The 16,657-nt window shown below is 38.0% G+C and carries 14 protein-coding genes and 1 pseudogene; 4 read left to right on the top strand and 11 right to left on the bottom strand.

Going from position 1 to position 16,657, the window contains the following annotated elements; genetic code table 11:
- The 8 genes and pseudogenes from Q0L68_RS00855 to ilvD form a co-directional block, all read right to left on the bottom strand.
- A pseudogene (locus Q0L68_RS00855) lies at nucleotides 1-942 on the bottom strand (2-isopropylmalate synthase); the annotation flags it as partial.
- Nucleotides 943-948: 6 nt separating this feature from the next.
- On the bottom strand, nucleotides 949-1,539 hold the full coding sequence (gene leuD, locus Q0L68_RS00850; RefSeq protein WP_296698029.1) for a 3-isopropylmalate dehydratase small subunit: 591 nt from the start codon (nucleotides 1,537-1,539) through the stop codon (nucleotides 949-951).
- 12 nt (nucleotides 1,540-1,551) lie between these two features.
- Nucleotides 1,552-2,958 carry a 3-isopropylmalate dehydratase large subunit gene (gene leuC / locus Q0L68_RS00845; protein ID WP_296698026.1) on the bottom strand — a complete coding sequence of 469 codons (1,407 nt, stop codon included), beginning with the start codon at nucleotides 2,956-2,958 and terminating at the stop codon, nucleotides 1,552-1,554.
- Nucleotides 2,959-2,962: 4 nt separating this feature from the next.
- On the bottom strand, nucleotides 2,963-4,471 hold the full coding sequence (locus tag Q0L68_RS00840) for a 2-isopropylmalate synthase (protein WP_296698023.1): 1,509 nt from the start codon (nucleotides 4,469-4,471) through the stop codon (nucleotides 2,963-2,965).
- A gap of 18 nt (nucleotides 4,472-4,489) precedes the next feature.
- On the bottom strand, nucleotides 4,490-5,533 hold the full coding sequence (gene ilvC, locus Q0L68_RS00835) for a ketol-acid reductoisomerase (RefSeq protein ID WP_296698021.1): 1,044 nt from the start codon (nucleotides 5,531-5,533) through the stop codon (nucleotides 4,490-4,492).
- 180 nt (nucleotides 5,534-5,713) lie between these two features.
- Nucleotides 5,714-6,214 carry an acetolactate synthase small subunit gene (ilvN, locus tag Q0L68_RS00830; protein WP_296698018.1) on the bottom strand — a complete coding sequence of 167 codons (501 nt, stop codon included), beginning with the start codon at nucleotides 6,212-6,214 and terminating at the stop codon, nucleotides 5,714-5,716.
- Between the two features lie 9 nt (nucleotides 6,215-6,223).
- Entirely contained in the window at nucleotides 6,224-7,918 is a 1,695-nt protein-coding gene (gene ilvB, locus Q0L68_RS00825) for a biosynthetic-type acetolactate synthase large subunit (protein WP_296698014.1), read from the bottom strand.
- Between the two features lie 4 nt (nucleotides 7,919-7,922).
- Complete coding sequence (gene ilvD, locus Q0L68_RS00820) at nucleotides 7,923-9,602, bottom strand: dihydroxy-acid dehydratase (protein WP_296698011.1); 1,680 nt, start codon at nucleotides 9,600-9,602, stop codon at nucleotides 7,923-7,925.
- Nucleotides 9,603-10,130: 528 nt separating this feature from the next.
- Here ilvD and ispE point away from each other — a divergent pair.
- Complete coding sequence (gene ispE, locus Q0L68_RS00815; protein ID WP_296698008.1) at nucleotides 10,131-10,940, top strand: 4-(cytidine 5'-diphospho)-2-C-methyl-D-erythritol kinase; 810 nt, start codon at nucleotides 10,131-10,133, stop codon at nucleotides 10,938-10,940.
- Between the two features lie 13 nt (nucleotides 10,941-10,953).
- Here the strand turns inward: ispE and Q0L68_RS00810 are convergent, their stop codons facing one another.
- Genes Q0L68_RS00810 through tgt form a run of 3 tightly spaced genes read right to left on the bottom strand, consistent with a single transcriptional unit; the run spans nucleotide 10,954 to nucleotide 14,076 of the window.
- Nucleotides 10,954-11,868, bottom strand: a complete 915-nt coding sequence (locus Q0L68_RS00810) for an EamA family transporter (RefSeq protein WP_296698005.1) — start codon at nucleotides 11,866-11,868, stop codon at nucleotides 10,954-10,956.
- Nucleotides 11,869-12,942: an LptF/LptG family permease gene (locus tag Q0L68_RS00805; protein WP_296698002.1), complete on the bottom strand. Its 1,074-nt coding sequence runs from the start codon at nucleotides 12,940-12,942 to the stop codon at nucleotides 11,869-11,871.
- Between the two features lie 3 nt (nucleotides 12,943-12,945).
- Nucleotides 12,946-14,076 carry a tRNA guanosine(34) transglycosylase Tgt gene (gene tgt, locus Q0L68_RS00800; protein ID WP_296698000.1) on the bottom strand — a complete coding sequence of 377 codons (1,131 nt, stop codon included), beginning with the start codon at nucleotides 14,074-14,076 and terminating at the stop codon, nucleotides 12,946-12,948.
- A gap of 122 nt (nucleotides 14,077-14,198) precedes the next feature.
- Here tgt and Q0L68_RS00795 point away from each other — a divergent pair, with 122 nt between their 5' ends.
- The 3 genes from Q0L68_RS00795 to rsmG are packed head-to-tail and all read left to right on the top strand — an operon-like array spanning nucleotide 14,199 to nucleotide 16,581.
- A complete protein-coding gene (locus Q0L68_RS00795) occupies nucleotides 14,199-15,335 on the top strand; it encodes a glycosyltransferase (protein WP_296697998.1) in 1,137 nt (378 codons plus the stop codon).
- The gene (locus Q0L68_RS00790) at nucleotides 15,326-15,937 is read left to right on the top strand and encodes a sigma-70 family RNA polymerase sigma factor (protein ID WP_296697995.1); all 612 of its coding nucleotides are present in this window, start codon (nucleotides 15,326-15,328) and stop codon (nucleotides 15,935-15,937) included. Before Q0L68_RS00795 ends, Q0L68_RS00790 begins: the two co-directional genes overlap by 10 nt.
- The gene (gene rsmG / locus Q0L68_RS00785) at nucleotides 15,937-16,581 is read left to right on the top strand and encodes a 16S rRNA (guanine(527)-N(7))-methyltransferase RsmG (RefSeq protein ID WP_296697993.1); all 645 of its coding nucleotides are present in this window, start codon (nucleotides 15,937-15,939) and stop codon (nucleotides 16,579-16,581) included. Before Q0L68_RS00790 ends, rsmG begins: the two co-directional genes overlap by 1 nt.
- The last annotated feature ends 76 nt before the right edge of the window (nucleotides 16,582-16,657 follow it).

Below are 16,657 nucleotides of genomic sequence, written 5' to 3'. Positions count from 1 at the left end.
ATCATTGAAATAAAGGTTCTTTTTGTTGTCTCCATCCGCATGGATACCGGCAGTCTGCGTAAATACATTTTCACCTACTACAGGTTTATTTGCGGGAATATGTTGACCAGAGAATTGCTCCACTAGTTTGCTTACTCGGTAGATTTTCTGTTCATGGATATTGATATCCAAATCAGTAAAATCTTTGATTACTGCGATCACTGATTCCAATGGTGCATTACCAGCTCTTTCCCCCAAACCGTTTACGGTGGTATGAATTCCAGAAATTCCATTCAAAATTGCTTCCATGACGTTGGCCACAGAAAGATCGTAATCGTTGTGTGCATGAAAATCAAAGTGGACGGAGGGATATTTGTTTGTTATTTCTCCGATGTAGATTTTGGTTTCCTCAGGAGAAAGCAGACCCAAGGTATCCGGAAGCATGATTCGCTTCACTGGTTGTTTTGAAAGAAATTCAATAAGATCCATTGTGTAATCTTTTGAATTCCGCATCCCATTACTCCAGTCTTCAAGATAGATATTGACATCTATCCCGTTTTCCTGAGCATGTGCAATACTTTGGGCAATATCAGAAAAATGCTGCTCTTGAGTCTTCTTGAGCTGATGTGTCAGATGATTTAATGAACCTTTAGTCAAAAGATTCATTACTTTGGCACCAGCTTGAATCAGCCAGTTAACAGATGCAGGAGTATCTACAAAACCCAAAACCTCCACACGATCTAAATAGCCTTTTTCAGCTGCCCAATGGGTGATTTTTTGTACTCCCTCCAGCTCACCGTCAGAAACGCGAGCCGATGCTACCTCGATTCTATCTACCCGGAGTTCCTCCAAAAGTAATTTAGCAATCTGTAGCTTTTCAGAAGGCAAAAAGGAAACGCCTGAGGTTTGTTCACCATCCCTCAGGGTTGTATCCATTATTTCTATGCGTCTCTGATGATTCATCAAATTTTATCTCGTTTTTTCAAACTCGTCGATCTCAGACTCCATATTTAGTAAGTAGTCGATATCATCAAAACCATTCTGCATGTTATCCTTTTTGTAAGAATTAATATCAAATGATTCTGATTGCCCAGTTGCAAGAAGTGTGATTGTTTGAGCAGGAATACTTACTTCAATTTCTGTAGAAGGATCTTTTGTGATTGAATCCAATAATTTATCAGCAAACTCAGGAGAAACTGTCACTGGCAAAACACCAATATTCAGACAGTTATTTTTGAAGATATCAGCAAAGAAGCTTGAAACAACGCATCTAAATCCATAATCATAAATAGCCCAAACTGCGTGTTCTCGACTCGATCCTGATCCAAAATTCTTTCCTGCAACTAAAATTTTACCAGAGAAAGTGGGATCATTTAAAACAAAATCCTTTTTAGGATTTCCTTCCACATCGTATCTCCAGTCTCGGAAAAGGTTATCTCCAAACCCTTCGCGCTCCGTCGCTTTCAAAAAACGAGCAGGGATAATTTGGTCAGTATCTACATTTTCCGCTGGCAATGGAACTGCAGTACTCGTCAAAACAGTAAATTTATCGTACGCCATTTTCTTTTCTTTTTAGGATTGAAATACTTCTCGAGGATCTGTAATCATACCAGTTACAGCAACTGCTGCAACAGTCAAAGGAGATGCGAGCATGGTTCTTGCTCCAGGTCCCTGACGACCCTCAAAGTTTCTATTTGAAGTAGAAACTGCATACTTGCCAGATGGAATTTTATCGTCATTCATCGCAAGACAAGCAGAACATCCCGGTTGTCTTAATTCAAATCCTGCCTCTTCAAGGATCTTTACCAATCCTTCTTCATGAGCCATTTTTTCCACTTCTTTAGATCCTGGAACAATCCAAGCAGTGATGTTATCTGCTTTCTTATGCCCTTTAACAAAAGCTGCAACAGAGCGAATGTCCTCGATTCGACCGTTCGTACAAGAACCAACGAAAACGTAATCCACTTTCTTTCCTTTCACTGGTTCTCCAGGAGCAAAGCCCATGTATTCCAATGATTTCAGGTAAGAAGTTTTGTTACTACCTTCCATACCCTCTGTGGTTGGGATATTACCTTTGACTTTGATTCCCATTCCAGGATTTGTACCATAGGTTATCATTGGTTCGATATCAGCTGCATCAAACGTATATTCTTTATCGAAAACTGCTCCATCGTCTGTTTTCAATTTAGACCATTCTGCTACAGCCTGATCCCAAGCTTCACCAGATGGAGAATATTGTTTGCCTTTCAGGTAGTTGAAAGTCGTTTCATCCGGAGCTATCAAACCACCTCTTGCACCCATCTCAATTGACATATTGCAAATGGTCATTCTAGCTTCCATGGAAAGGCCTCGTATTGCCGAACCAGCATATTCCACAAAATAACCTGTAGCTCCAGCTGCAGAAATTTTTGCAATGATGTAAAGAATAATGTCTTTAGAAGTAACACCGGCTCCCAGCACACCATCAATGGTGATTCTCATTTTCTTTGGCTTAGACTGCATGATACATTGCGTTGCTAAAACCATTTCCACTTCAGATGTACCAATTCCAAATGCTATTGCACCGAAAGCTCCATGAGTGGAAGTATGACTATCTCCACAGACAATTGTTATTCCCGGTTGAGTAATCCCCAACTCTGGTCCGATTACGTGAACAATACCGTGATGAGCAGAACCTAAATCATGTAATTCAATCCCATATTTTTTACAATTATCACGTAACCTCTCCACTTGCATGCGGGAAAGTTTGTCTTTAATCGTCTGATCCTGATGAATAGTAGGAACGTTATGATCTGGAGTAGCAATAGTACGATGAGGGTATTTTACTGTCACACCGCGTTTTTCCAAATTCAGGAATGCAACCGGTGAAGTTACTTCATGGATAAAATGTTTATCAATGAAGAACACATCTGGTCCACCTGGAACCGATTTCACTACGTGAGCATCCCAGATTTTATCAAATAATGTAGTCTTTTCCATGATTTTATGCAGTCGTATATTCTTTGACTGGTATTTTGTTTAGAGCATCGACAAAAGCTTGTGCAGAAGCCAATACTATGTCTGTGTTGGATGAAAATCCGTAATAAGGTTTATCCCCTTTGATTAATCTCATATGGACTTTTGCTACATCATCACTACCATGAGTAATGGCCTGTATCAAAAATTCTTCAAGATCCACCTGAGGCTTAACGATTTTGTCAATTGCTTTTAGTACTGCATCAACAGGGCCGTTTCCTTGAGAAGTAGCAGTATAAGGTTCATCTCCAATAGTCAAGGAAACTTTCGCTTGAATGGTGCCATTCGAAGAATAAGTAACCGTTCCAAGTTCAATGAAATTTGATTCCTCCAAAAACTTACCTACCAGTCCCATCAGATCTTTTCTACCAATATCTCTTTTGCTATCTGCAAGTATCAAGAAAGATTCATAAACTTCTCGTAAAGCTTCCCCTTCTAGTTCAACACCCAAAGCATCTAAATGATGCTTCAATGCAGCTCTACCGGATCTTGCTGTCAAGACTATTGTAGACGCGTCTACACCTACTTCTTTTGGATCGATGATCTCATAATTTTCTCTATGCTTCAAAACCCCATCTTGGTGGATGCCAGAAGAATGCGCAAAAGCATTTCTCCCTACAATCGCCTTATTGGGTTGAACAGGCATATTCATCAATTTAGAAACCAAACGACTTGTTTTGTAAATTCTTGGAGTGACGATATCAGTATGAACAGGTATATCCTTGTGACACTTTATAGCCATTACTACTTCCTCCATGGAGGTATTACCTGCTCTTTCGCCTATTCCATTGATGGTTACTTCTACTTGTCGCGCACCTTTTTGGACACCTGCAACCGTATTGGCTGTTGCCATTCCCAAATCATTATGACAATGCGTAGCAATAATCGCTTTATCAATATTTGGGACATTATTTTTCAAGTTCGAAATAATTGCACCGTATTGTTCAGGCAAACAATATCCCGTGGTATCAGGGATATTTACCACAGTTGCCCCTGCTTTGATTACTTCTTCAATTATTTTACAAAGGAAATCCGGCTCCGAGCGACCTGCATCTTCTGCGTAGAACTCCACATCTTCCACAAACTTCTTTGCAAACTTAACTGCTGCAACTCCACGCTTGATTATATCTTCAGGCGTGGACCGAAGTTTATATTGGATATGGTAAGGAGACACACCGATTCCAGTATGGATCCTACCTTTCTTTGCATACTTAAGTGCCTGGGCTGCTACTTCGATATCTTTCTCAACTGCTCTTGAAAGGGCACAAATGATAGGGTTTGAAACTGCTTTTGAAATTTCTACTACCGAGTTAAAATCACCTGGACTTGAAATTGGAAAACCAGCTTCAATAATATCTACTCCTAGTTCTTCCAAAGCTTTAGCCACCACAATTTTCTCCTGGGTATTAAGCTGACACCCTGGCACTTGCTCCCCATCTCTCAGGGTTGTATCAAATATCCATAGCTTTTCACTCATTTTTCTTGTGTTTTAGGTTTAATTGTTCTCTGGTCTCAATTGTCTTACGACAGCACCTGCCTGCCACATTTCAGAATCTCGTAATTCTTTCAATTCTGCTTCCAATTTCACTCTGTAATCATCTTTTGAATTTGAATCAATAGACTTCTGAGCTTCTTTACCTGATTTTACACTATTATATAATTCCTCGAAAACTGGTTTGGTAGCATCTCTAAATGGTTTCCACCAGTCTAAAGCACCTCTTTGAGCAGTGGTTGAACAATTAGCATACATCCAATCCATTCCATTTTCTGCCACTAGTGGCATTAAAGATTGGGTTAATTCTTCTACTGTCTCATTAAAAGCTTCTGATGGCGTATGCCCATTTGCTCTCAATACATCGTATTGAGCTGCAAAAATACCTTGAATAGCTCCCATCAAGGTACCTCTTTCTCCTGTTAAATCAGAAGTAACTTCTCTGTAGAAATCTGTTTCAAATAAATATCCAGATCCAACTCCGATACCCAAAGCTATAACTCTATCTTTTGCCTTGCCAGTTCCATCCTGATAAATTGCAAAAGAAGAATTCAATCCTCTTCCTTCTACAAACATTCTTCTCAAGGACGTTCCAGAGCCTTTTGGAGCTACCAAAATAACGTCTACATCTGGAGGTGGAATAATTCCTGTTTTGTCTTTGTATGTTACTCCAAATCCATGAGAGAAATACAATGCTTTACCTGGAGTTAAGTGTTTTTTAACCGTTGGCCAAAGAGCGATTTGACCTGCATCAGAAAGAAGGAATTGAAGGATTGTGCCTTTTTCACAAGCTTCCTCCAGCTCAAACAAAGTTTCTCCTGGTACCCAGCCATCTGCAACCGCCTTGTCCCAAGTTTTAGAACCTTTTCTTTGGCCTACAATTACATTAAAACCATTGTCTTTAAGGTTTAAAGCTTGACCTGGCCCTTGAACTCCATATCCTAAAACTGCGATAACTTCATCTTTTAGAACTTCTCTAGCTTTTTCCAAAGGAAATTCTTCTCTGGTAACTACATTCTCTTCTACTGTGCCGAATTTTAATTTCATGTGCTTAAAATTTGATTATAAATGGTTTTCGAGTTTTCAGGATGGCAATAAACCACCCCTATTACCCAAATACCCATTTCATGAGTTTATTATTTGTTTGATGATCTCATGGAATCTAAATGAACAAAGAAGCTTCCAAGAAGTCTTTGGCACACCTCGATTTCATAGGTTTGATTTATTTTATTTTACGTAACTATCTATTGTATGCATTCTTTTGGCTACGGCTACTCTTCCAGACCTGGCGAATTCCAAGAGTCCATATCCTTTAAGAATTTCGAGAAGCTCCTGTGTCTGTTCTTTATGTCCAGACAACTCAAGTACCACAAAGTCTGGTTCTGCAGCTATTATTTTTGCATTATGCTGCCGAATGATTTTCTCAAGTCCTCCGTCCAGTTTGGAAACTGGAATTTTATACAAGGCGATCTCTTGATACACCACTCCGTCATCCTCATGATAAAATGCCTTGATCACATCAATGATTTTTTCAATCTGATTAACTAATTGGATAACCGAATCCTCACTGGCAGTTACCTCAATCGTGATTCGGTGAATACCTTCAATTCTGCTCTCAGAGGCAGTAAGCGCATCAATGTTGATACCTCTTCTTGTAAAGATGATCGTGATGCGGTTGAGAATACCGATAAAGTTTTCGGTAATCACAAAAATAGTGTAACGTTTCATAGGCTGGTGTTAACTTAATCTTACCTCTTCTACTGAACAGCCCGTTGCGATCATTGGGAAAACATTGTCTTCCTTTTCAACCACCACTTCCAAGAAGTACGGTCCATCATGTATTAACATATCCTCAATTGCTTCATTTAAATCAGATCTATCTGAGATTTTTTGAGATTTAATACCATAAGCTTCTGCAATTTTCACAAAATCAGGATTATCCAATTCGGTAAATGAATAGCGTTTATCAAAGAACATTTGCTGCCATTGTCTCACCATACCCAAATAATTATTATTGAGCAGGATTACTTTTACAGGAGCTTTAGTTTGCATGATTGTTCCAAATTCTTGAATAGTCATTTGAATCCCTCCGTCTCCAACCACACAAACTACCTGTCTTGAAAAATCAAACATTTGAGCACCGAGTGCTGCAGGTAATGCAAAGCCCATTGTACCCAAACCACCTGAAGTTACTTGTGTACGTGACTTTTTATAATTGAAATACCTCCATGCAATCATTTGATGCTGACCCACATCAGTTACCAAGACTGCATCATCTGCTTTATACTGGTTTACTTGATGAATTACCTCTCCCATGGTAAGCCCAACTTTGGTAGGAGTAATATCATGCTGAACAACAGCTGCATTCTCCTCTCTTTCCAATTCTCGGAACTTCTCCAACCATTCTTCATGAGAATTTTGAGAAACTGCTTCTGTCAATAATGCTAAACTATCTTTACAATCACCCAGAATGGAATAATGAGATTTTACTGTTTTACTGATTTCTGCTGGGTCAAGCTCTAAATGAATGATTTTAGCCTGCTTGGCATATCGCTTCACATCCCCTGTTACGCGATCATCAAACCTCATCCCCACAGCAATTAATACATCACATTGGTTTGTCAATAGGTTAGGTGCATAGTTTCCATGCATCCCAAGCTTTCCTACAAAATTTGGATGATCTTGTGGAAGTGCTCCAGATCCTAAAAGAGTTGATGCCGCGGGAATTCCTGTTTTATCCAAAAAAGCTTTAAACTCAGTTTCTGCTTTTCCCAAAACGACACCTTGACCAAATAAAACATATGGCCTTTCAGCAGCATCGATTACTTCTGCTGCTTTTTGTACATCATCTCTATTTATTTCAATTTTTGTCTGATAAGACCTAAAACCTAAACATGGCACATAATTAAATTCGCCAAAATCAGTTTGTGCATTTTTTGTAATGTCAATTAAAACAGGGCCCGGCCTACCCGATCTGGCAATGAAAAATGCTTTCGCAATTGCGGGGGCTATTTCTTCAGCGGATCTAACCTGAATATTCCACTTTGTACATGGCATGGAGATCCCCACCATATCTGTTTCCTGAAAAGCATCAGTTCCCAACAAATGCGCCGCCACTTGGCCAGTAATACATACTAAAGGTGTGCTATCTATCAGGGCATCAGCCAAACCTGTAATCAAATTTGTTGCTCCTGGTCCAGATGTAGCCAAACAAACTCCGACTTTCCCTGAAACTCTAGCATATCCTTGGGCAGCATGTATAGCTCCTTGCTCATGACGTGTAAGGACATGTTTAATTTTATCGTGGTAATCATACAGCGCATCATACACTGGCATAATCGCCCCTCCAGGATATCCGAATATGATTTCGGCATTCTCCTCTATGAGTGTTTTGACTACGATATCGGCTCCTCGAATCATCAAGTCTTTCATAGGCTTAAAATTTATCTGTCACGCAACCTTCAGATGCTGTGGCAACAAGTTTATTGTATTTTTTCAATGTACCCTGTAAATCAGAAATTTCTTTTGGTTTCCAGGTTTTCTTTCTTTCTGAAAACTCTTCATCTGAAACTGCAACAGAAAGTTTTAAATTATCTGCATCAATAGTAATGACGTCTCCGTTCTCTACTAATCCTATCGGACCTCCGCTAAATGCTTCAGGAGTAACATGTCCCACAACGAAACCATGTGTACCACCGGAAAATCTGCCATCCGTAATTAATGCCACATCAGATCCAAGCCCTGCTCCAATAATCATGGAAGTAGGCTTTAACATTTCTGGCATTCCTGGACCACCTTTTGGTCCAATATTTCTTATTACAATTACTTCACCTTTTTCTATTTTATGGTCTCTGATCGCATCATTTGCATCCTGCTCGGAATCAAATACATGCGCTGGGCCTGTAAAGGAACTCCCTTCTTTTCCTGTGATTTTCGCAACTGCTCCTTCCGGGGCAAGATTTCCTGAAAGCACGCATAAGTGTCCCGTGGCCTTAATAGGTTTTTCTAAAGGATGAATTACATTGACCAAAGAAGGTGTAATAGCCTCTATGTTTTCAAGGTTTTCTGCCAAAGTTTTTCCAGTAACTGTCATACAACCTCCATGTAAAAACCCTTTATCTAGCATATATTTCATAAAGGCCGGCAGACCACCTTGCTCATGAAGATCCTCCATCATAAACTTACCTGATGGCTTAAAATCACCTATCATTGGAGTTTTAGCATTTATCTCCTTAAAATCTTCAATTGTAAAATCTACCCCTGCAGTTCTTGCTATCGCAATGATATGCATTACTGCATTTGTACTTCCTCCAAGTGCTATCACGCAAGTCACAGCATTTTCAATACTCTTTCTGGAAATAATATCGCTTGGTTTGATATCCTTTTCTAAAAGAATCTTCATGTATTTATTTACCTCAGCACACTCTCTCAGCTTCTCTGGGGAATTTGCCGGATAAGAAGCTGAATAAGGCAGGGACATACCCATTGCTTCTATGGCAGATGACATAGTATTAGCGGTATACATACCTCCACAAGCACCTTTTCCAGGGCATGCATTTCGGATCACGCCATCATAATCTTCGTCCGAAATATTTCCATTAACACGCTTACCAAAAGCTTCGAAAGCTGAAACAATATTCAATTTTTCCCCTTTATAATGCCCGGAAGCAATTGTCCCGCCATAAAGTAAAATTGAAGGACGATTGGTACGGATCATCCCCATCAAAGCACCCGGCATATTTTTATCACAACCGGCGACAGCAATGCATGCATCAAAGGAGTGACCTATAATAAAAGACTCAATAGAATCTGCAATGATTTCTCTGGAAACCAGAGAATAGCGCATCCCAAGTGTACCCATTGATGTTCCATCGGATATACCAATGGTATTAAAAACTAAACCGGTCAGATCATGCTCCTGAGAGGAGGCTTTGATCAGACCGGCAAAGTCATTGAGATGCATATTGCAGGGATTACTTTCATAGCCACAACTTGCTATCCCCACAAAAGGCTGTTTCATCTTTTTGTCGCTCATACCCGTAGCGTACAACATAGCCATTCCGGCTGGATGCTCTGGATTCTCGCTGATTTCCCAACTGTGTTTTTTCAGGGTCATATTGGTGTGTAAAAAAAAGTGCCTCAGGTTTAGTGAGGCACTTTAGATTTCGTTAATTCATTATAAATAGTCTAGTGCCTCACTTTTAACATCCAATGAGAATAATTAAGCTTAGCAAAATGACTACTTTATACATAGTTATGTCGAAGTTTTCTTTAATTCGATTTTTATTACAAGACAAACTTAAAACTGAAAATTCAGACTTACAATATTTAATTTTACTTGATGAGCAATTGTGATATATTTTATATAAGTAAAATCAATTTTTATAATTTTTTATTCTAATAATGCTTCAATATACACCCTTTTTTAACAAATAGATTTGCCGTTTTTTCAAAATTCAAAATTTTGTACTGATTTCAATTATTGGCAAAAAAAATTAAAAATCTCATACATCTATTTAAGAGAATCTACTCAAAGCAACATTTCTTTCAAAAAGAATGGAGATTTGGGAAAAATCTAAAAATTAATAAACATGATTAAGCATAATAATAAACTTCTATTTTTGAGCAAATCCAATTCAACCTTATGATTTGCTTTCCAAATGCCAAGATCAATTTAGGCCTCCACATTACTTCGAAAAGAAATGATGGTTATCACGAAATAGAAACTTGCATGTACCCCATTCCGCTTTTTGATGCTTTGGAAATTATCGTAAACAACAAAAAATCTTCTTGGAATTCAACTGGCCTTTTAATTCCTGGAGACTCTAAAGATAATTTGATCCTGAAAGCTTATCAATTGCTAAAAAAGGATTTCTCAAATCTACCAAATGTAGACATTCACCTACATAAAAATATCCCTATGGGAGCAGGATTAGGAGGTGGATCCGCTGATGCCGCTTTTTCATTGAATTTAATGAATAACCTTTTTGACTTGATTTTAGATGATTTCTTTCTGGAAGAATACGCTTCTACTCTTGGTAGTGATTGTCCCTTTTTTATAGAAAACACACCTAAAATAGCAAAAGGGAGAGGTGAGATATTAGAAAAAATATCCCTTGATCTGAGAGGGACGCACTTAATTTTAATTAATCCTGGTATACACATTGGCACTAAAGAAGCCTATGCAGGAGTAACTCCAGCTCCGCCAAAGTCAAAACTAGAAGCGGTTTTAAGCGATAAAACAAGATGGAAAAATGAGCTTATAAATGACTTCGAAGCCAGCATTTTTCATAATCACCCAGAGATTGAGGCCATCAAAAACAAACTCTATCTAAATGGCGCTTATTATGCCTCCATGTCGGGTTCAGGATCTTCCGTTTTTGGTTTATTTGAGAATGTTCCGAAGAAAATGAATTGGGATAAAGACTATTTTGTTTTCGAAGCCATGCTGTAAGTCGAAATAAAACTTAATTGATTCCTGACATCCTTTTGGATTTTCTCCTCCTATTGAAATAATTAAAAACTGGATATGATAAGACTGAAACCAAGATAATGGAAGTTCCAAGGTAAAACTGAGGCGTCATTTTTTCACTTTCCCCAAAAACCAGAACAGCTAAAATAATTCCATAAACCGGCTCTAAATTAATGGTCAGGTTAATTGTAAAGACAGACAACCTTTTCATAAGTTCAACTGACACCGAAAAAGCGTAAACGGTACAAACACCTCCAAGAATTAATAGCCAAAACCAATCATTGCCTTCCCAATTCATTTTTAGTCCATCCTGACTTATGAATTGAGAATAAATGGGCATAAATAAGGCTGAAAAAAAACAGGCTCCTGCCATTTCATAAAAAGTAATCTGATAAGGACTATGCTTTTGGGTTAATCTTCCATTGATAACAGAAAATACTGCGGCCAAAAACGCTGAGGCCAAGGCCATAAAAAGCCCTAGCCAATAGCCGCTTTCAAAACTAAAAATGACTAAAAGCCCTGAAATCACCATTAAACCTAAAGCTACTTCATACCATTTTACTTTAGATTTATTGAAAACAGGCTCAACAAAAGCCGTCCAAAGTGAAGTGGTAGCCATCCCGGCTAGGCAAACAGAAGCAGTTGAAACTCTTGCAGACCAAAAGAAAAGAATCCAGTGAACCGAGATGATAAGGCCTGTTGCAGTTACCTTCAGCATATCCTTTGGAGCAATAAGCAGCGATTCTTTTTTAAATAGAAAAAGAAATGCTACACCTATAGAAGCGATCAAGGTTCTGTAGAAAACTAGTTCGATAGAAGGTAAACTGATCAGTAATCCTAAAATGGCAGTAAAACCCCATATCAGAACTATAAAATGAAGCATCAGGTAATCCTTGATTGAACCTGTCATTTAGCGAGGTACAGTTTTATATAAAACCAATCCAGTCAAAGCAAAAATAATATTGGGAAGCCAGACTGCGAAAATCGGAAACTCAGCTCCATTTTCTGCAAAGGTTCTAGAAAGAATAAAGAGTAAGATATAAATAAATGCCAATAAAAATCCCATCGCAATCTGAAAGCCTGAGCCTCCTCGAGTTTTGCGGGCAGACATAATTACCCCTATAAAAGTCAATATTATTGCAGCAAATGGAGACATAAACCTTACATATCTCTCAATTTTATAGAATGCTACGTTGTCAGCGCCCCTATCTTCAAGAATTCTAATTTGTCTTCCTAATTCAGGCAATTTCAAAGTTTCATGGTGATTGCTTGGAAGGTCAAAATCCTGAGGAGTAATCGATAAAGTCGTGTCGAGTTTCTCTCCAACTGTATAAATTTCCTTCCTATCCTTCAATTCTCTAAGTCGCCAATTTCTTAAGGTCCAAGCATTTTTGGCAGTATCCCATTCAATCCTATCAGAAGACAGCTTTGCAAGTAATTCACCATCTCTTATGGTTTCGAGGGTAAATTGATACCCCGTATTTCCAGTCTTGTAAAATCTACTCAAATAGGCATAAGAATCTGGTCCAACTTTAATATGAATATTTGGGTCTGTGGATGTTTTAGTTTTTTCTAAATAGGTAATCCTGAATTTTGTGACACCTTCAGTTGCAACCGGCAAAACCCAGCCATTTAACAGGAAACTAACCCCTCCAATCATCATCGCCGCAAAAATAAAGGGTCTTAAAAGTCTGGGAAAACTAACCCCACTACTCAAAATGGCAATAATCTCTGTCCTTCCAGCCATTTTAGAGGTAATGAAAATCACCGAAATAAAAACGGTAATTGGTGTCAGAAGATTATTCAAATACAACCCATAGTTTCCCATGTATTTCAAAACCTCTCTTGAAGGAACAGAATTCCTGATATAAGTATCGTTCTTTTCTGTAAAATCCAACACCAATACAATCAGGATCAACATCACTACTACGAAGAAGTAGGTTTTTAAAAAATCCTTTATGATTAGCTTATCGAGAAGTTTCATGAATTAGAGTCTGGTACTTACTTTCTTGACCATTTGATCTTTCCAAACGGCAAAATCTCCAGCAAGGATATGTTCTCTGGCTTGTTTTACTAGCCAAAGATAAAAACTTAGGTTATGAATACTGGCAATTTGGGCTGCCAAAATCTCTTTGCTGATTACCAGATGTCTCAAATATGCCTTGGAATAAAAGGTACTTACATGTCCTCCAATCGCAGGATCAATTGCAGAAAAATCTTCTTTCCACTTTTCATTTCGAATATTGATAATTCCCTCTGAAGTAAATAACATCCCATTTCGTGCATTCCTTGTTGGCATGACACAATCAAACATGTCGACACCCAAGGCAATGCATTCTAAAATATTTGCGGGAGTCCCTACTCCCATAAGATATCTTGGTTTTTCAGATGGAAGAATATCAGTCACTAATTCGGTCATTTCATACATCATCTCAGCAGGTTCTCCTACAGAGAGCCCACCGATCGCATTTCCTTCTTGATTGGTGGAGGCAATAAATTCCGCACTTTGCTTTCTCAAATCTTTATAAACGGATCCCTGCACAATTGGAAATAACGTCTGGTTATAACCATATTTTCCTTCTGTGGAATCAAAACGCTCAATACAGCGGTTCAACCACCTATGGGTCATTTCCATGGATTCACGAGCATATCCATATTCACAAGGATAAGGTGTACACTCATCAAAAGCCATGATGATATCAGCTCCAATGGATCTCTGAATATCCATAACATTTTCTGGCGTAAAATGATGTTTAGATCCATCTATATGAGATTTAAACATCACACCATCTTCTTTTATTTTTCTGGTTCCAGAAAGAGAAAAAACCTGATATCCTCCACTATCTGTAAGAATCGGTTTCGACCAACCATTAAATTTATGCAGACCTCCAGCCTTTTCTAATACATTTAATCCGGGACGCAGATAGAGGTGATATGTATTACCAAGTATTATTTCAGCCTTAACATCATACAGTAACTCTCTTTGATGAACTGCCTTCACAGATCCAGCTGTTCCCACAGGCATGAAAATCGGCGTTTCTATTTCTCCATGGTCAGTTTTTACAACTCCAGCTCTGGCTTTACTTTTAGAATCTTGATGAGATAGGGTAAACTTCATAAGTTAAAACGAAGATTGATAGAACCAATCTTCAATTTGAAAGATACAGGGTACAAAAATATACGCTTATTCTTAAATGAGTTGCTGAATTTGATTTTATATTTGCCCAGCAAAACTGACCTATGGGCCTATTTTTACTTTGGTTTTTCTTCGGTATAGGAATATTGATTCAGGTCATTTACCTGATTGTTATATTTGGCCGTACTGCTTTTTCTAAGCCTAAAAAGGCTCAATCAGATCCCCAAAAAGAAGAAGGGGTTACTGTTTTAATTTCAGCTCATAATGAATTCCAAAACCTTAAAACACTAATACCTAGACTTTTCGAACAGGATTATCCCAACTTTGATGTGATGATTGTTAATGATAGATCGACCGACAGAACCAAGAGGCTTCTCGAGGAAATGATGAACATCTATCCAAGATTAAGATCTGTCACTATCAAGTACACTCCTAGCCATGTAACGGCAAAAAAGTTTGCAATCACATTAGGGATAAAAGTTTCTAAAAATGATATCATTTTATTAACTGATGCTGATTGTGTTCCAAATTCTGATCAATGGATCAGAAAAATGACTACACCAGTGCGTCAAGAAGGAAAAACTTTTGCAATAGGTTTTTCCGGGTATGAAAAAGCCAAAGGATTTCTAAATAATTGGATTCAATTCGAAACTTTAATGACTGCCTTATACTACATGTCATTTGGATTATGGAAAGCTCCTTTTATGGGAGTAGGCAGAAACCTTTGTTACCGTAAAAACTTCTTTATGGAAGTGAAAGCGTTTAGGGGATTTTGGCATATAAACGGCGGTGATGATGATTTATTCGTAAATCAATATGCTACTGGTAAAAATACCGCTATAGTTTTAGACCCTGAGGCAAACACGACCTCAAAACCTAAAAATACTTATAAAGAATATTTGGTGCAGAAAAAGAGACACCTCCATGCTGGAAGGTATTATCGATCTGGAGACAAACAAAAAATTGGATTTTTCTCATTTTCACATGCTTTATTCTGGATAGCAGGTATTGGATTACTATTTTATTTCGGAATTGATCAGAGTTGGGAACAATTTTTAATTGTTTTTGGTATTATTCTATTAAGGTCTGTAATAGTTGTCAGCATTTTTGCGTCAGCTAGTAAAAAGATCCAGGGGACTCAATCACCAAAAAATACCTGGATACATGATTTCTTGTATTTAGGTTACTTTTGGGTTTTAGGAACCATTTCCCATCAGGCAAAAGATATTCAATGGAAATAAACGAAAGAGGTTTTTCAAACAAAGCATTAGAGGACTTTGCATTAATCGATAAAGCGGTTCAGGACAAAGATCAGCAAGCCTATGCCAGCTTGATGAAGCGGTATAAAAAAGCCGTTTATTTCATGATCTTGAAAATGATCCGAGACGCCGATGATGCCGAGGATCTGACAATGGAGGCATTTGCTAAAGCATTTAAAAACCTAGAGCGATTCAAAAAAGACTATACTTTCAGTACTTGGCTTTTTAGAATTGCTACAAACAATACGATCGACTTTATCCGTAAGAAAAAGCTCAAGACCATGAGTTTGAATAACACGCTGACTGATGATGGTGGAAATTCTGTCAACATTGATGTTGAAGATGATGATAACAATCCCCAGGACGAATATATAAGAACTCAGCGAATCGAGATGGTAAGAATATTTGTAGACAAGCTCCCTGCAAAATATAGAAAACTTGTCCAGCTCAGATATTTCGATGAATTATCTTACGAAGAAATCGCCCAAGAACTAGAAAAACCTCTTGGAACTGTTAAAGCTCAGCTTCATAGATCCAGAGAACTTTTATATGAAATTGCTGCCGGTAAAGAAAAACATATCTAATGAATCCAGGCGTTGAAATCATTCAGTCCTACTTTCCAAACTTAAGTGAAAGGCAAGTTGAACAATTCAAGAAACTAGAAGATCTCTACTCCGATTGGAATTCCAAAATCAATGTAATCAGCCGCAAGGATATGGATCAATTCTATATTCATCATGTTTTACATTCATTGGGAATTTCTAAAGTGATGCAGTTTCAGCCAGGGACTAAGATTTTGGATATTGGAACAGGGGGTGGTTTTCCTGGGATTCCACTAGCCATTTTATTTCCAGACACCCATTTTCATTTAGTTGACTCTATTGGAAAGAAAATAACTGTTGTAAAGGATGTTGTAAAACAATTGAAGTTAACAAATGTCGAAGCACAACAAGCCAGGGCAGAGGAACTAGTTCGAAAATATGACTTTGTTGTCAGCAGAGCTGTCACCCGAATGATCAATTTTTACCCTTGGGTTAAAAACAAAATTCGCAAAGAGGACATCAATGAATATCCAAATGGAATTCTTTATTTAAAGGGTGGAGAAGTAGATGAAGAAATGGAGGAACTAGGGAAATCTTATGTGGTTTACCATTTAGAGGACTATTTCAAAGAAGATTTTTTTGAGACCAAGAAGGTCGTTTACATGCCTTGGGAAGACAAGCGATAATTCAATTTTAGATTTCTGATTTTTGACATAGGAATCTAAAATCTATTATTCATTCTCTCTGTTAATAATCTTTCAG

The sequence above is a fragment of the Algoriphagus sp. genome, from assembly GCF_024642405.1.
Classification (GTDB): Bacteria; Bacteroidota; Bacteroidia; order Cytophagales; family Cyclobacteriaceae; genus Algoriphagus.
Note: the sequence above shows the minus strand (reverse complement) of the source record. Positions and strands in the feature narration are given on the sequence as shown.

What these genes read in the sequence shown, in the direction of transcription:
- Q0L68_RS00810 (WP_296698005.1), bottom strand. Translation starts at nt 11,868, where the DNA reads ATGACAGGTTCAATCAAGGATTACCTGATGCTTCATTTTATAGTTCTG.
- ilvC (WP_296698021.1), bottom strand. Translation starts at nt 5,533, where the DNA reads ATGAAATTAAAATTCGGCACAGTAGAAGAGAATGTAGTTACCAGAGAA.
- ilvD (WP_296698011.1), bottom strand. Translation starts at nt 9,602, where the DNA reads ATGACCCTGAAAAAACACAGTTGGGAAATCAGCGAGAATCCAGAGCAT.
- leuC (WP_296698026.1), bottom strand. Translation starts at nt 2,958, where the DNA reads ATGGAAAAGACTACATTATTTGATAAAATCTGGGATGCTCACGTAGTG.
- tgt (WP_296698000.1), bottom strand. Translation starts at nt 14,076, where the DNA reads ATGAAGTTTACCCTATCTCATCAAGATTCTAAAAGTAAAGCCAGAGCT.
- ilvN (WP_296698018.1), bottom strand. Translation starts at nt 6,214, where the DNA reads ATGAAACGTTACACTATTTTTGTGATTACCGAAAACTTTATCGGTATT.
- rsmG (WP_296697993.1), top strand. Translation starts at nt 15,937, where the DNA reads ATGAATCCAGGCGTTGAAATCATTCAGTCCTACTTTCCAAACTTAAGT.
- Q0L68_RS00795 (WP_296697998.1), top strand. Translation starts at nt 14,199, where the DNA reads ATGGGCCTATTTTTACTTTGGTTTTTCTTCGGTATAGGAATATTGATT.
- ilvB (WP_296698014.1), bottom strand. Translation starts at nt 7,918, where the DNA reads ATGAAAGACTTGATGATTCGAGGAGCCGATATCGTAGTCAAAACACTC.
- leuD (WP_296698029.1), bottom strand. Translation starts at nt 1,539, where the DNA reads ATGGCGTACGATAAATTTACTGTTTTGACGAGTACTGCAGTTCCATTG.
- Q0L68_RS00790 (WP_296697995.1), top strand. Translation starts at nt 15,326, where the DNA reads ATGGAAATAAACGAAAGAGGTTTTTCAAACAAAGCATTAGAGGACTTT.
- Q0L68_RS00840 (WP_296698023.1), bottom strand. Translation starts at nt 4,471, where the DNA reads ATGAGTGAAAAGCTATGGATATTTGATACAACCCTGAGAGATGGGGAG.
- ispE (WP_296698008.1), top strand. Translation starts at nt 10,131, where the DNA reads ATGATTTGCTTTCCAAATGCCAAGATCAATTTAGGCCTCCACATTACT.
- Q0L68_RS00805 (WP_296698002.1), bottom strand. Translation starts at nt 12,942, where the DNA reads ATGAAACTTCTCGATAAGCTAATCATAAAGGATTTTTTAAAAACCTAC.